The sequence below is a fragment of the Chryseobacterium sp. G0162 genome (genome assembly GCF_003815715.1).
Taxonomy (GTDB): Bacteria; Bacteroidota; Bacteroidia; order Flavobacteriales; family Weeksellaceae; genus Chryseobacterium.
In genome coordinates, this window is record NZ_CP033922.1 from 90848 (window position 1) to 104896 (window position 14049).

16 protein-coding genes are annotated in these 14049 nt (G+C 35.0%); 9 read left to right on the forward strand and 7 right to left on the reverse strand.

The annotated features are described in order from the left end of the window. Positions 1-196 precede the first annotated feature (196 nt). Both EG344_RS00405 and EG344_RS00410 read left to right on the forward strand, forming a co-directional pair. Complete coding sequence (locus EG344_RS00405; protein ID WP_123907776.1) at positions 197-1252, forward strand: hypothetical protein; 1056 nt, start codon at positions 197-199, stop codon at positions 1250-1252. Between the two features lie 162 nt (positions 1253-1414). Next, positions 1415-1648, forward strand: coding sequence for a hypothetical protein (locus EG344_RS00410; RefSeq protein WP_123907777.1), 234 nt, complete (start codon positions 1415-1417; stop codon positions 1646-1648). Between the two features lies 1 nt (position 1649). Here EG344_RS00410 and EG344_RS00415 read toward each other — a convergent pair whose 3' ends face one another. After that, positions 1650-2480, reverse strand: a complete 831-nt coding sequence (locus tag EG344_RS00415; RefSeq protein ID WP_185145578.1) for an AraC family transcriptional regulator — start codon at positions 2478-2480, stop codon at positions 1650-1652. 86 nt (positions 2481-2566) lie between these two features. On the opposite strand from EG344_RS00415, the gene EG344_RS00420 reads away from it, so the two are divergent. Both EG344_RS00420 and EG344_RS00425 read left to right on the forward strand, forming a co-directional pair. Further along, complete coding sequence (locus EG344_RS00420; protein WP_185145579.1) at positions 2567-3523, forward strand: alpha/beta hydrolase; 957 nt, start codon at positions 2567-2569, stop codon at positions 3521-3523. After that, positions 3520-4101 carry an NAD(P)H-dependent oxidoreductase gene (locus EG344_RS00425; protein ID WP_123907779.1) on the forward strand — a complete coding sequence of 194 codons (582 nt, stop codon included), beginning with the start codon at positions 3520-3522 and terminating at the stop codon, positions 4099-4101. Before EG344_RS00420 ends, EG344_RS00425 begins: the two co-directional genes overlap by 4 nt. 4 nt (positions 4102-4105) lie before the next feature. Here EG344_RS00425 and EG344_RS00430 read toward each other — a convergent pair whose 3' ends face one another. The 4 genes from EG344_RS00430 to EG344_RS00445 all read right to left on the reverse strand — a co-directional run bounded on the left by EG344_RS00430 (position 4106) and on the right by EG344_RS00445 (position 7476). Next, the gene (locus tag EG344_RS00430) at positions 4106-5062 is read right to left on the reverse strand and encodes a hypothetical protein (RefSeq protein WP_123907780.1); all 957 of its coding nucleotides are present in this window, start codon (positions 5060-5062) and stop codon (positions 4106-4108) included. Between the two features lie 177 nt (positions 5063-5239). Continuing rightward, positions 5240-6004, reverse strand: a complete 765-nt coding sequence (locus EG344_RS00435; RefSeq protein WP_123907781.1) for a hypothetical protein — start codon at positions 6002-6004, stop codon at positions 5240-5242. Then, positions 6001-6495 (reverse strand): MarR family winged helix-turn-helix transcriptional regulator, encoded by a 495-nt coding sequence (locus EG344_RS00440; RefSeq protein WP_123907782.1) that lies wholly within the window; start codon positions 6493-6495, stop codon positions 6001-6003. The genes EG344_RS00435 and EG344_RS00440 overlap by 4 nt, the downstream gene beginning before the upstream one ends. A 135-nt stretch (positions 6496-6630) precedes the next feature. After that, entirely contained in the window at positions 6631-7476 is an 846-nt protein-coding gene (locus EG344_RS00445) for an AraC family transcriptional regulator (RefSeq protein ID WP_123907783.1), read from the reverse strand. A 74-nt stretch (positions 7477-7550) separates the two neighbouring features. On the opposite strand from EG344_RS00445, the gene EG344_RS00450 reads away from it, so the two are divergent. After that, positions 7551-8930, forward strand: a complete 1380-nt coding sequence (locus tag EG344_RS00450) for an MFS transporter (RefSeq protein WP_123907784.1) — start codon at positions 7551-7553, stop codon at positions 8928-8930. Positions 8931-8970: 40 nt separating this feature from the next. After that, positions 8971-9360, forward strand: coding sequence for a hypothetical protein (locus EG344_RS00455; RefSeq protein ID WP_123907785.1), 390 nt, complete (start codon positions 8971-8973; stop codon positions 9358-9360). A gap of 51 nt (positions 9361-9411) precedes the next feature. Here EG344_RS00455 and EG344_RS00460 read toward each other — a convergent pair whose 3' ends face one another. After that, positions 9412-10572 (reverse strand): MFS transporter, encoded by a 1161-nt coding sequence (locus tag EG344_RS00460; RefSeq protein WP_123907786.1) that lies wholly within the window; start codon positions 10570-10572, stop codon positions 9412-9414. A gap of 194 nt (positions 10573-10766) precedes the next feature. Here EG344_RS00460 and EG344_RS00465 point away from each other — a divergent pair, with 194 nt between their 5' ends. The 3 genes from EG344_RS00465 to EG344_RS00475 all read left to right on the forward strand — a co-directional run bounded on the left by EG344_RS00465 (position 10767) and on the right by EG344_RS00475 (position 12618). Then, complete coding sequence (locus EG344_RS00465) at positions 10767-11612, forward strand: helix-turn-helix domain-containing protein (RefSeq protein WP_228412822.1); 846 nt, start codon at positions 10767-10769, stop codon at positions 11610-11612. Positions 11613-11803: 191 nt separating this feature from the next. Next, positions 11804-12151, forward strand: a complete 348-nt coding sequence (locus EG344_RS00470; RefSeq protein ID WP_123907787.1) for a T6SS effector amidase Tae4 family protein — start codon at positions 11804-11806, stop codon at positions 12149-12151. Positions 12152-12156: 5 nt separating this feature from the next. After that, positions 12157-12618 (forward strand): hypothetical protein, encoded by a 462-nt coding sequence (locus EG344_RS00475; RefSeq protein WP_123907788.1) that lies wholly within the window; start codon positions 12157-12159, stop codon positions 12616-12618. A gap of 284 nt (positions 12619-12902) precedes the next feature. On the opposite strand, the gene EG344_RS00480 is transcribed toward EG344_RS00475, so the two are convergent. Then, positions 12903-13910, reverse strand: a complete 1008-nt coding sequence (locus tag EG344_RS00480; RefSeq protein WP_123907789.1) for a T9SS type A sorting domain-containing protein — start codon at positions 13908-13910, stop codon at positions 12903-12905. Positions 13911-14049: the final 139 nt, after the last annotated feature.

Consider the following 14049-nt stretch of genomic DNA (forward strand, 5'->3'; position numbering starts at 1 on the left):
ATTAAAATTAAAACACAAATATACTATTAAAAACGATGTAAGGAATATTAATAAACTAAATATGATTAAAATCAAAGGAAAGAATATCACATTCTAAAATTAATAAGAGGATAAAATACACAATACATAAGGTTGACTCTTGTATAGAATAGTTGACAAATATACCTTTGCATAAACGAATCTATGTGTTCCTTTTATGAAATTTTTCTTATTTACAACCCTCCATCTTTCTACCCTACTATTTGCTCAGGTGGGAATCAATACAGATCACCCAAAAGCAAGCCTTCATATTGAAAGCCCAGCCAACACTCCTGTCAAAGGTCTTATTATTCCCAGTATCACGTCTTTGGAAGCCTATACTATGCCTGTAACAGAAGAACACAACACCATGTTGGTATATATTAAAGATGGCAGTAAAAATACAGCGTCTGAGAAGATGAAATATGTTTATTATCCTGGATATTATTATTGGAATCAAAGTTCCTGGATGCCTTTATCTTCGGCATTGGTACAAACAAAAGGATCTATACAAAATGATGAGTACTCTTCTGCATTTCGGTTGTTAAAAAATATAAACAGTTCAAATTATGGTGCACTTGGAAACAATGCGGTTGATTTATCATATGCCTATACTTCTTCCAACAGAGGGGCAACAGGTATTAACAGTTTTGCTACCGGTATCATGAATACTTCTTCGGGAGAAAGGTCGGCTGTTTTTGGTGGTTTTAATACCACTTCGGGAAGCAACTCTATGTCATGGGGTGGCAACCTCATCAGTCAGATGGGAAATATAGCATCAGGAAGTAATTCTACAGCATGGGGATTACAAACACAGGCAATTGGTGTTTTATCAACAGCCTTCGGAAATAAAACAAGAGCCTACAGTGGATATGAAACCACCTTCGGTGCCTATAATACATCCTATATTCCAATCGCAGAAAAATATGACAACCAGTTTACTGAAGCGTATCAGAACAGCAACCGGCTTTTAGTAATAGGAAATGGAATTAATGGAACAGGCAATGACGCATTTACCCTATTAAAGAATGGAAAAGTTGGGATAGGCATCAATAATTTTGAGACAACAAACAGTGATTCAAAGGTACAGGTGAAAGGTTCCATTAAAATAAATGCCGAAAATTCAACATTAGGAACCAATACCTGTAATGCTAATAATCTTGGTAAAATTATTTTTGTAGAGGATAACTTCTATGGCTGCAAATCTACAGGATGGGTACTTTTAAATTCATAATATCAGGTACATTGTCATCCATACAATTTAAATACAACAATACCCAATAATATAACTTATAATGAATGGGTTACAAAAACTTATTCATGAACCTTCCAAAATATTAAAAACTTACACTAAGATTTCCGAACTTTGCCCGCAATTAAACATATTGAATACCTCATGGAAGAATTTGAATTACCTGTAACCTATAAAGGAAAAGAAGAGCTTTTCAATGTAAAACTGGCAACATTCACCTATGGTTATAAATTCTATGTAGATGTGAATGGTAACGAGGTTGTTTTTGAACGCGATGATGAGGGCAATATGCGGGCGATGGTACAGGATACCTCATCAGAATCAAAGATAGAAAAAGGACTTATTGAGGCGATTATGGAAGTATTTAATGCGCTTTAATCTAAGCTACTTCAAGCCGGTATGCTTTAAGACTTTTTCCTTTATGTCTTTTGAAAAATTTATTGATGTGACTTTCATCTGCAAATCCGAACTCATCTGCAATTTCGTGAACCCTTTTATCACTGAAACGCAGCCTATGCTCTATCAGCCGGATTTTGTAGGAAGAAATATACTGTTGAATAGACTCGTTACACTGTTTACGGAAGTAACTGCCAAGATAGGTTGAAGATAATCCAAACTCATTGGCAATGACCTCTACTTTCAGAAGTTTGGGCTGGCGTATATTTTCCTGAATATAATCCAGAATCTGAAGAATACGAACATCGGCACTCGATGAGATATTCTGTGGTTTGATCACTGCTATATTCCTTGCCGCAATCACAATAATAGCATTCACCAAATGATGGGTAAGGTCTTCATTATATATAGATTCATGTTGTATTGCCTGCTGTAGATTCTGAATGAGCATACTCATCATTTTTTTATCCTCATTATTCACGAGTAATGAACCAGACAAGTGAGATGCGTAATACAAAAGACACTCAATATGGTCTATACTTTTCCATTGATATTCTTTGATATAGTTTTCACCAAAACGAACTACCATAAATTCACAGATCCCATTGAGATCAAATCCATGGCAATCATTGGGAGTAATTAAAAACAGATCTCCGGTAGAAAAGGCAATTTTATTTTCATTCACAATATGATCCCCAATACCGGAAATAACATACACCAGTTCAAAAAAATTGAATTGCCTGTCTTTTAATGGGCATTGATCTATTTTCTCATAAAAAACTTCAAGGGATTGGTATATATTTTCTCTTGCCATACGACAAAGATACCTAAATAAGCTTTAAATATACCTGTTTTCACCCATTTTATCAGTCTATTTTTGCGGTATAAAATTTATCTATAATGCAAGAAAAAATAGATCCGGAACTTTTGAAAGCCGTTATTCACAGTCCATTTAATCAAATTGATTATGAATATTTAATGGCCAGTCATCCGGCAAAGATCAGGGAACAAGAAATGAAGATAATGATGCTGGAAGAATCATTGCCTATCCCTTTATCGCTTTCTGTAGAGAACATCCATATTCCTTCTTCGGAATCACAAAGAGACATCAGATTGAGAATTTACAGACCAAAGGGAAAGCAAAATTTACCGGTACTCCTCTATTTCCACGGCGGCGCTTTTATCTATGGGACTCCGGAACAATATGATTTTATCTTTTATCGATTGGCATTAGATATTGATATGATTATTGTGTCTGTGGACTATCGGCTAGCTCCCGAACATCCATTCCCAGCGGCTATGGAAGATGGATATGATGCTTTATTATGGGTATCTGAATCTGCTGATCACATTGGTGGAAACAAAAACGAAATAATGATTGGCGGAAGCAGTGCCGGAGCTACGATTGCCGCTTCAATAACTCATTGGGCAAGAGACAGGAAAGAAGTGAACATTAGACATCAATATTTATTGTATCCGCCAACGGACAACCTTTTGAAAACCTCATCAATGGAGGAGTTAGCAAATGCTCCTATGCAAACTAAAAACGCTGCTGAATGGATGTGGAAACATTATCTACAGCATAAAACGGAATATCCGCCTCAATACTCGGTTCCTTTACGGGAAAAGAATTTTAAAAATCTTCCTGATGCTACCATCATTGTATGCGAGCTGGACCCATTGAAAGATGAAGGTAAGAAATATGCAAAAAAATTACAGAATGCAGGAATTTCAGCTGATCTCCTGGAAATTGGAGGTGCTGTACATGCTTTTGATTTCTTTCCTTGTCAGCTATCTGAAGCTTTCTACAAACAACAGATCAAATTATTTAAGCATCTTTTAACTCAAAAATCATGAAAAAAATTGTCGTTATTAACGGGCATCCGAATCAAAACAGCTTTAATTCTGTCATTGCAGAGTCTTATATCAATTCCGCTATAACTTCCGGTGCTGAGGTACGGTATATTGCCATTGGAAAACTTAATTTCAATCCTAACCTGCAATTTGGTTACCAACAAAGAATGGAACTGGAACCTGATCTTGTAAAAGCTCTGGAAGATATTCAATGGAGTGAGCATCAGGTATGGATACACCCTGTTTGGTGGTTAGGCATGCCCGCTGTAATGAAGGGGTTCTTTGACAGAGCATTTCTTCCGGGAATTGTTTTTAAAACGAACAAAAAAGGAAGCAGTGAAGGACTATTAAATGCAAAATCTGCAAGAATCATCACAACTGCAGGAGATTTATCTCTCAAAGCATATGAAGAAGAATATCAGTCGAGCGGACTTATTCAACTAAAAAAAGGAATTCTGGAGTACTGTGGTATCTCTTCTATTCAAGATGATTTTATAGGCCCATTGTATGAACTAACTGAGAATGAAAGAAAAGAATGGCTAGACACAATCACACGATTTGCCGCCACGGATTCTTTATAAAATATTAATAGACTTCCAGGTCCTTCGTTCCTTTAGGACGATAGAGATAAAGGGTAATGTAAGTTGTTGTTACATTATCCTTTCCTTTTCTTTTAAAATGACCCCAAAGCGCTGATTTTTCATTATCAATCTTCTGCAGGCATACGATTTTGCCGTCTGCATAAAAGGTCATTTTGTAATCTTCTATTGGCTTTATATCAAAAGATGTAATATCAGTATTGGTTCTGAATACATAATCATTCCATCTATGTTTTATCTCATCAGGTAATAGATATAACTGTTTAGCTACTCTTTTTTCTCTGTTATAATATAGAGTAGCTAATGCACTCCAGGAACCATTCCTGTAAATATCTCTTATCTTATTGTATTGAGCAACTACTTCCTGTTCAATAGCCTGTAATTTATCTTTATCATCAGTGAGTAAAACCTCCGCATTCTCAAGAGTTTCTATATGATAAGGAATATCAGCAAAGAAAGTAAATGAGTCTTCAAAAGATGGGCTATTTCCAAGCTTCTTTTTTGAGGTTGAATATTTTCTCACTTCGTTTTCTTCAGGATTCCCTGTCTGGTTTTTGAATGATTTTACAATATTTAACTGTATTTCTGAATTAGGAGACAGCAATGATTCTAATACTTTCTGATCCGGGTTAAATCCTGGAGTCATTTTAATCGTGATCTTTTGGTTTCCTTTTTTAAAGATCCCTTCATTTAGCTGAAAATAAGAGCCTGCCAGACTATTTCCTGAATCGTCATTATATTTTATTACAGGAATATCATTAATTAAAACTTCAAAAGAACAATTCTTGCTATGAATGTACGCTCCATAACGAGGTCCTTCCTCAACATGCCTGTCTTTCTGAGTTATAGTAAGAATATTTTGATGAGATACAACAGATTCATTTCTTTTCTCGCCATACATTGATAAAGAAAATAGTAAACCTGATACAATATATTTTTTCATATTTTTTTGCTTTATCTCATATACAGCTTTTGCAATGAGATTTTTCACGATAATGAGTTCAATCGCTAAAATTAAGAATAATCATTTCCTTATTATGATAAAAATAAGATAATTTTTTGTCTGATATAGATATATCAGACAAAAATCTTACAGATAACACCACGACAAGATGTTATCTTATTCAAAAACTACATAATTTACCTTATCTACTCCGGTATTACCGGTTTTCTCATGATAAGCATATAATGTAAGTTCATAATTTCCCGGAGTATTGAGGGTATGGTTTCCTTCAAATAAATTCGTAGACACCCAAGACATGTCAATATTCTTAACAAATTTTCCGTCTTTTTTAAGAATTCCTTTTACTTCAATCTCATCAGAATTCCAGACTCCGCCCTTTTCAATCACGCATCCGCACATCATTACAATATTCGCCTGAAACACAAAAGGTTTGTCTTTAATGGTATTTAATGCAATATATTGATGGGTTCTTGGCTTTAAAATATCAATAATATAGCCGGGAATTTCAAGAATAATTCCTTCTCCTAAAATATTTTTTCCCGGAATCAGCCATAATTCAGTACTTACCACAGCCTGTGCCTGTCTGTTATTTAAAGGGGAAATAACTTCTATGGTAACAAATGTAGGTTCATCAATATCAATGGTTGCTACAAACCCTCCTGTTTGATCGTCAGTAATGGAATGGCCTCTCGTTTTAGGTGTTTTCATTATCAGATCAGTATTTCCAGTGCTTCCGGTCGTTTTTCCTTCTGATAAAATTCGTTGATTTAGTTTATTTCGGACAATGATATGAGCGCCCCCCAATGAACTTCCGATAAATTTAGCATCCTTAGCTTTTGCTCTTATCATCACTTTAGTTTCGGTGGCAGAAATCACAAGGTTAGAAAAAAGTAATGCGGTAATGAGAAAAAATAGTTTCATGATTGTATTGTTTTTAAGTATTCCCGTTTGAAGCGATCGTGGAAAGATTCATCTTTTAATCCATGATCTATAGTGTTGAGGTAAGAAAGAATAGATAAATCTTCTGATAATAATTTTAAAATGGCCTTTTCACAGCTGTCCCAAACGTGTTCCAATTTGGGCAGCATCTCCAGAGCTTTAGGAGATAATGAAATCATTTGTTTACGTTTATCTTCTTTATCTTTTTTAATCATCAGATACCCCTTTTCTGTCATTTTCTTTACAATAACTACTACAGAAGGATGAGAATATCCCAAGGGTTCTGCAATATCTGTAATGGAAATCTCTCCTTTCTTTTGCAACAACATAAAAATAAGATACCAGTTAGGCTCCACATCAATTCCAAACTCTTTGTAAAACTTTCTGACATCATGAGACATCCGGTCACTGATTCTTTTTAACCTACTGTCTAATGCTTTGTATCCTAATTCTTTAATAAAGTCAAAATCCATTTTAAAAATCTTTGATGTAAATATATAAAAATATATAGTCAACTATATAGTTCACTATGTTAATATTGCAAAAAATTTAAAATTTAATAAATCAACACCTTACAAAAGCAAAGAAATTGTTTTTAAGAGAGCCTTCTATTTATTCATCTTTCTATATTCACCGGGAGTAATACCTCTATACTTTTTAAAGAGCTTGGAAAGATGGCTCTCATCACTAAACTGTAGCTCATAAGCAATCTCACTCAGTCTTATACTGCTGTATTTCAAATAAGTTTCCACCAGTTTAAGTCGATAATCCAGTAAATAATCCTGATAGGAAATTCCAGTCTGTTGTTTAAAATATTCCCCGAAATAATTTCCGGAAATCCCAAAATGCTCTGCAATCGTTTGAATTCCGGTCTTTTCCCTATCCTTTATATGTTTTTGAATATAGGCAATGATCTTCATAATAGAAAAAGCTTTTCTATTCTCTTGCAAATCTGAAGTTTCGCTTTGAATGATATTTCTGGCTATAAGATTAAGCAGAATTGAAATGCAGTTACGAATGATGAGATAATCCTCTGCCTTGTTTCTGAATTCAAACGCAATTTGCTTAATCAATGTCTTCGCAAAATCTTCATCATTCGTATTACGGAATACACACCCGGCACGGGCATGATAGTTATTGCTGATATATTGCAACTTGTACAGGTTTTCACAACTTTCAATGCGATCTGCTTCAAGGCGGATCTTATCAATAAACTCAATAGGACATTCTATGGCAATTACCTCAGCATTTTCACTTTCAAAACGGTAAGATTCCTGTTGAGGAATAATAAAAAGCTTCCCTGCTGTAAAATCAATATAACGATCATCATACAGCAGATTTCCTTTTCCCTTTACAATATAAACAAATGAAAGAAAAGAAGTTGTCTTAAAAACAGTTTCTCCTTTTAGCTTTGTTTCTTTCACTTTAATCCCTTCAAGATGGAGTCCTTTCATCTGTACACACTATATTTTCCTCCAAAAGTACAATTTTACCAGAACACAAGGAGGTTATTTTTGCATAAAAAAATATGAACACTTATCCGAAACGATGGCAGGCCCTCCATTTCCTGATTGCCGGAGCTTTCCTTTCCCCACTGGATTATTTTATTGTGAATATGGCTTTACCTTCCATAAAAAATGCTTTTAAAGCCAGTGACCACCAGCTTCAAATGGTTATTGCTATTTACGGACTTACTTATGGAGCCTTAGTAGTATGTGGTGGACGACTGGGTGATCTTTATGGACGCAAGAAGATTTTCACATGGGGATTGTATACTTTTTTATTGTCTTCTCTGGCGTGCGCTTTTTCTCCTACGGTCCTATGGCTGATTATCGCAAGATTATTTCAGGGAGTTGGAGCTTCATTACTTGCCCCACAGGTTTTAGCCTCCATAAAAGTCCTCTTTAGTAGTAAAGAACAGCCTAAAGCAATAAGTCTATTTAGTTCAGTATTTGGGCTGGCCTCTGTCATCGGGCAATTACTTGGAGGTCTATTGCTCAGCATGCATTGGGGAAGCTTTTCCTGGGAACTGGTATTTCTTGTGAATGTCCCTATCACCATCATTTGTATTATAGGCGTTCATTTTACAATGGATAACAGCCACCAAGAACATAATTCAGGAATTGATTTTAAAGGTTCGTTATTGTTGATTCTTGCTCTGCTTATGTTGATATGCCCTCTTATTTTTGGACAGAAATATCAATGGGTATGGTGGATATTTGCCATTATGATATCAGGAATATCTTTATTAGTTGCTTTTATCAGATATGAAATGTATCTATTAAAAAATAACCGGCCTGTCCTTATAGATCCAACGCTTTTAAAGCATCAACCTTTTGCATTAAGCCTTGTAATTCTCTTTTTTTACAATTTTACCTCAGGATTATTTATCTGCTATCCCTATTATCTCCAGGAATTTTTTCATCAGAGTTCCCTACAAACGGGATTAGCTATAGTTCCTTACGGGGTTGCCTTTTTCCTGGGACCATTGATGGTATCCAAAATAAACCTTCCCACTTATACAATGATCTATATTGGTTTGGGATTATTAATGAGTGGGTTTATTCTCAGTGCAATGTGCTTCTATTTTCAGCAAAAACCTTCTTTTATTACCCATATTACCCTGTTTATAGCGGGATTAGGTCACGGGACTATTATGCCGGTTATGATGCGAACTGCTATTACCTTTACCACCAAAGAAAAAGCCGGACAGGCTTCAGGTTTAATAAGCATAGGAATACAGGTAGGCAGTGTAGTTGGAGGAGCTGTTATTGGAACCTTATTTTTTAATATGATTCATATACTGGGATTTTCAAATGCTTTTGCAATAGCAATTTTTATGATCGGAGCTGTTCAAATCATAGGGATACTGATAAACGGCAAACTCCGTAAATATATTCATGCTTAATTTTCATCAACAACAAAATATATTATAAATTTTAAATCTTATGAATAACAAAGAAAAAATCAATGCAGAATTAAAAGACTTCTGTGAAAATATTGAAAAATGGTTTCAGGGAAATGAAGAGAATCAGGATGTTTTATTCAACAAAATTCTTGCAGGGTTCTCTCCCGAATTTAAAATGATTAATGGTGACGGAAATTCTGCAACCTTAGCCATGTTTTCAGAATGGCTTCCTACCGTTTTTGGAAAGTTCCCGGATCGTCGTGTACAGATTGAAAATATAGAAATTCACTGCTCTGAACATCATGGTCTGGCTACATACACTGAAATTCAGACAACAGAAGGAATCGCAAACATACGAAAAGCTTCAGCCGTTTTTTTGCTTAACCAAGAAAAAGCATTCTGGTTCAACCTTGTAGAAACCTGGATGTAAAAAAGTAAACGGACTGTTTTTCCTAACAGTCCGTTTTATTTTTAATAATGATTACTTGTTATTTTTAAATACCTTCATTTTCCCAGCCATAATACTCAATAAAATTCCAAAGCAGGCAAAAAGTCCGAAAGAATATCTGAGGTCAAAACCTTCTGCAATATATCCAATTAATGGAGGTCCTATCAAAAAGCCTAAGAATGAAATACTGGATACAAATGATAAAGCAATACTTGGTGCTACCGTATTCACCTTTCCGATGGTACTATACACCGATGGTACACTTAAAGAAGCTCCAAGCCCGATAATCATGAATGCAATGATACAAATCCATAACTCTGGAAGGAAAACACTCAGGAAAAGTCCGATACTCATTAATATCCCACAGAACTGTAATACCATTCTTTTCCCCAATTTTTCAATGATCCTGTTTCCAATAAACCTTCCTAAAGTCATCATTAAGATAAAACTTGTATATCCCAATATAACAAGATTTTCCGGTGCCTTCACAATCGTTTGAAAGTAAACTCCACTCCAGTCAAACATTGCTCCTTCAATGGCCATACTTAAAAACCCAATAATTCCTAACCCAACCAACGTGGGATTTACAGATTTAAAAATGGACTGTGTTTGTGGTTCAGCTTTATGAATACTATTGGTAAGATTGTTTCTGCTATACATCCAGATCAGTGTGACAAGGATGAAAGTAAGAACAAAATGATGAAACGTTTCTACATGCAGATTAATGGCTAGCATTCCCAATAATGCTCCTATCAGCCCAGCAAAGCACCAGGCTCCATGATAAGAGGACAATAATGTCCTTTTGGTAATAGATTCTATTTCAATAGCCTGCGTATTGACCGCAATATTGCAAAGATTTCCTGTAACCCCAAAGAAAAACAGAACGGCAGCTAAAATCCAGTAAGATGGAGAAAGACCAATCAGTAAAAGAAAGCCCGGATATAATAAAAAACAACTTTTAATAATCCTGCTGCTTCCATATCTGCTGATTAATTTTCCGGATAACATCATTGTAGAAAGCTGACCTATCGGCATCAGAAGCAAAAGAGTTCCAAGCTGTGCTTCATTGATAGAAAGAGCATCTTTAATAATGGGAATCCGGCTGGCCCATGATGAGAACACAAGCCCATGAGCAAAGAAAAGTAAAAAACAGGCCGTAGGCATTTTCGCATTGAATAATTCTCTATCGTGCATTAAAACAGTGTTTGATTAAAATTTCCGTTTGCGAAGTTAGTAACACTTAGCGAATAAAATACATTCCATTTTTGATATTTTATATTCCATTTTAAACAAGCCTTTCAAAAAGAAAAATTAACTACTTACCTTTGATCGCAGAAAACCCCACTGGTAAAATTATTAACCATTGTAAGGAGAAATCCAACTGTATCATGATAGAGATCAAGCCCAATTTTGAAGGATTATATATTGAAAAATACACGGTAAACAGCCTCTCTGAATTTCATGCCAAAGCAAAAAACCTCAATAAACTTTTACTTTGTTTCGTTTCAAACGGCATATTGGATCTTCAAGCCAATACACTTCCTTTTCACATACCGTCCTATTCTATCATCATGCTATTACCTGATACAGACCTTGGAGATATTTCCGGCAGTGATGATCTTGAATTATCCGTATTTTTTATTTCTCTGGATTTCATCAGTACTTATAGTTTCCTGACCGTTCTTCTGGCCAGTGATGAAATCAAATTCAATCCGGCTATAAAAGTTGAATCCCCGGCCAAAAAGCTCATTTGGTCTACTGTAAAATTAATTCAGGAGTACCATTCTAAAACCAAGGAAGAAAGTACCCTAGAATCTGTACAGTATCTGCTCTACGCCCTTCTGGAACTGGTTTCAAAACTCTATTTGCCTGTCATTAAAAACAACAGTCTTTTACAAACCAGAAGCCAGGATATTATACATCATTTTTTTGAACTCCTGAATCAACATGGACATCTGGAAAGAAGTGTATTATTTTATTCTGATCAATTGCATCTTTCCCCACAGTATTTAAGCAGTTTAATCAAAAAAGAAACCGGGAAGCCTATCAAGCAATGGATAAGCTATAGGGTGATAAAACAGGCTGAAGAACTTCTCAAAACAACCTCATTTTCCATTAAAGAAATCAGCAATCAGTTACAGTTTGTAGACTCTTCCCTATTTTGCCGCTATTTCAGACGTTGTACAGGTATTACAGCCAATGCGTACAGGGAAAATTACAGGATTAAAAAATAAAACAGAGGTTGAAAATAAAAGGCTAGAATACATTATCAAAAAATTGATTCACTTTAAAAATATAATTCATATATTTATGTAAAACGCAAATATGAATCCAACATTATACTTTAACATTTTGGAAAAACTATCCGGGCAAAGGTGTTTATCCATGTGATAGAAGTGAATTTCCAAATCAATATGCTATACGCATGAGCATAGCTCTAAATACATCTGGTGTCAACTTATCTTCTTTTGCTGGTGCAAAGTGCTGGATGTCTCATTCAGATGGTTTTAGACACATTTTAAGAGCACAAGAACTAGCGAACTGGATTCATGCCCCCCCTGAAATTTTCGGGCACAGAAAAATGTATGAAAGAAAAAATTACCCTCAATTAAATCATACTAATTTTTGGAAAAATAAAGGCATAATTTTTTTTAAAGATGGCTGGGGAGCAACAGATCATATTGATATTTGGAATGGTTCAGAATTAAAAGGAGGAGAAACTGTATATTTTTCTAGCGATTGGAAAGAATTATGGTTCTGGCAACTAACATAAAAGCTATGGGAAAATTTTTAATAATTGCAAGTGTATTAACGATGAGTGTTTCTTGTTCTAAAAAGAAAGATGTGCCAAAGTATTCTAACAGTTCTGAGAAAACAAACGAAAGTATCGTTACGGATACCACAGTAATTAACGGAACCTTAATAGAGCTTATTGATAAGAATGGAAAGACGGAAATAAATACTAACTCTAAAAAATATTTTCTTTCAGGAAAAATCATAGCCAATGCACCTTCTAAATTTATCCGAAGTCATGGAAAAGTGCTTTCATTTACCTATCCAAAAATAAACGTCGATAAAACGATAATAATACAGGGTAAAGGAGGTATTCAGGGCATTATATTCAAAAAGGACAGTATTATATGTGTAGAGTATATTACAACATCTTCACCTTACAATATCACAGAAGGAGCAGATGAAATATTATATTGGGACTTTGCTCATAGAACCTATAAAGGATAAGCTTTATTACCTATAGTATTACATACCTGCAAATAAAAATTCGTGCATTCGTGGCCATTCTTTTCTAAACTACAGTGAACTATATTGTGGACCAAACCAGTTTTATTATTTTGTAATTTAGAGCCCACAAGAAATGCAGCCTATTACAGTATCCTGGATGATGAATGGGAGGCCGCAAAACAGAAAATTGAGACACTCATCAGAGAAAAGGAATCTTCTGATAAATAAAAGATCAGACGTAAAATTCAAGTTCTTCTACGTCTGATTCCATATCAACAACTCATTTACTTTTTAATAATTTTCTTTGAAACAACAGTTCCATTCTTCAATTCTCCCTGAAGAATATAAATTCCTGTTGGAAGTTTTGAAACATCAATATTTCCGGAACTTCCCTTAGTTATAACAGTTTTACCTTCCAAAGAGCTCACTGTGATCTTTTTAAGGTCCTCTTTTGACGTTATTGTAATAAAATCTGTACTTGGGTTTGGATAGACAGAAATCTCTCTTTTTTGGCTATCCGGATCCACAGTTGACAATACTGCAGTATCAAGATAAGATACCGATTTTGATACATTTGTAACCCCATTGAATACAAAAGTATTGATGGCAAAACTAAACACCATACCATCAGTCTGACTTACCCATTGATAAGATTCGTTGGTATATGTGGCTGTAATAGGCGTTGGTGAACTGGCAATAGTCTGTGTGGCGGTTCTCATTCTTTTTATTCTCAACACATTAGAATAAGTTCCTCTTGGAGTAATTACAGTACCATAACCATCTACATTAACACTCACCTGCCCCGTTTCATTGGTATTTCCAATGGCGGTCGAAACACTGTTAAATTCATACGTATCATCAAACTGTTGAAGATAAGTAACCGGAAACTTATACTCAATCAAAGGATTGACATAGGTAACCGTAACATCTCCCAACGCTGGCCCTGAATAAGAGCCCAGCATGGTCGCCTCAGTATCCGTCATAGAACCAAAGTCGTGGCTGTCAACATTGGTCAGCGATGTAATTCTGTTTGCCCCTGGAAATCTGAAACAATTAGATTGGCCAGGGCATACTCTTGTAGTATAAGCAACAGGATTAGTTCCTGTATAAATCGAAAAATCCCAGGTAATATTTGCTCCCGCTGAACCTGCAGTAATAGAAGTTCCGCTTACATCTTCTGATTTTAAATTAATTGTACTGTTAATAGGGTCAACTCCAGCTCTGGTTATTGATGGCTGAGCATAGGATACTATTCCGACAACTAGGAATAAGATAAAGTTTAATTTTTTCATATTATGCTGATTTTAAGATTAGTTATACTTATATATTTCCCATCATAAAGATAAATAACTAAACTCTCATGACAATTAATGATCTATCTAAAGCCTTATTCCTTCTACCAATTGCACTAAAAAGAATGCCCAGCCATAG

Bases quoted from the DNA above. Each gene is read 5' to 3' on its own strand.
- EG344_RS00410 (WP_123907777.1), top strand. From the start codon at position 1,415: ATGGAAGAATTTGAATTACCTGTAACCTATAAAGGAAAAGAAGAGCTT.
- EG344_RS00445 (WP_123907783.1), bottom strand. From the start codon at position 7,476: ATGAAAGGACTCCATCTTGAAGGGATTAAAGTGAAAGAAACAAAGCTA.
- EG344_RS00430 (WP_123907780.1), bottom strand. From the start codon at position 5,062: ATGAAAAAATATATTGTATCAGGTTTACTATTTTCTTTATCAATGTAT.
- EG344_RS00465 (WP_228412822.1), top strand. From the start codon at position 10,767: ATGATAGAGATCAAGCCCAATTTTGAAGGATTATATATTGAAAAATAC.
- EG344_RS00450 (WP_123907784.1), top strand. From the start codon at position 7,551: ATGAACACTTATCCGAAACGATGGCAGGCCCTCCATTTCCTGATTGCC.
- EG344_RS00460 (WP_123907786.1), bottom strand. From the start codon at position 10,572: ATGCACGATAGAGAATTATTCAATGCGAAAATGCCTACGGCCTGTTTT.
- EG344_RS00475 (WP_123907788.1), top strand. From the start codon at position 12,157: ATGGGAAAATTTTTAATAATTGCAAGTGTATTAACGATGAGTGTTTCT.
- EG344_RS00415 (WP_185145578.1), bottom strand. From the start codon at position 2,480: ATGGCAAGAGAAAATATATACCAATCCCTTGAAGTTTTTTATGAGAAA.
- EG344_RS00480 (WP_123907789.1), bottom strand. From the start codon at position 13,910: ATGAAAAAATTAAACTTTATCTTATTCCTAGTTGTCGGAATAGTATCC.
- EG344_RS00470 (WP_123907787.1), top strand. From the start codon at position 11,804: ATGAGCATAGCTCTAAATACATCTGGTGTCAACTTATCTTCTTTTGCT.
- EG344_RS00425 (WP_123907779.1), top strand. From the start codon at position 3,520: ATGAAAAAAATTGTCGTTATTAACGGGCATCCGAATCAAAACAGCTTT.
- EG344_RS00420 (WP_185145579.1), top strand. From the start codon at position 2,567: ATGCAAGAAAAAATAGATCCGGAACTTTTGAAAGCCGTTATTCACAGT.
- EG344_RS00435 (WP_123907781.1), bottom strand. From the start codon at position 6,004: ATGAAACTATTTTTTCTCATTACCGCATTACTTTTTTCTAACCTTGTG.
- EG344_RS00455 (WP_123907785.1), top strand. From the start codon at position 8,971: ATGAATAACAAAGAAAAAATCAATGCAGAATTAAAAGACTTCTGTGAA.
- EG344_RS00405 (WP_123907776.1), top strand. From the start codon at position 197: ATGAAATTTTTCTTATTTACAACCCTCCATCTTTCTACCCTACTATTT.
- EG344_RS00440 (WP_123907782.1), bottom strand. From the start codon at position 6,495: ATGGATTTTGACTTTATTAAAGAATTAGGATACAAAGCATTAGACAGT.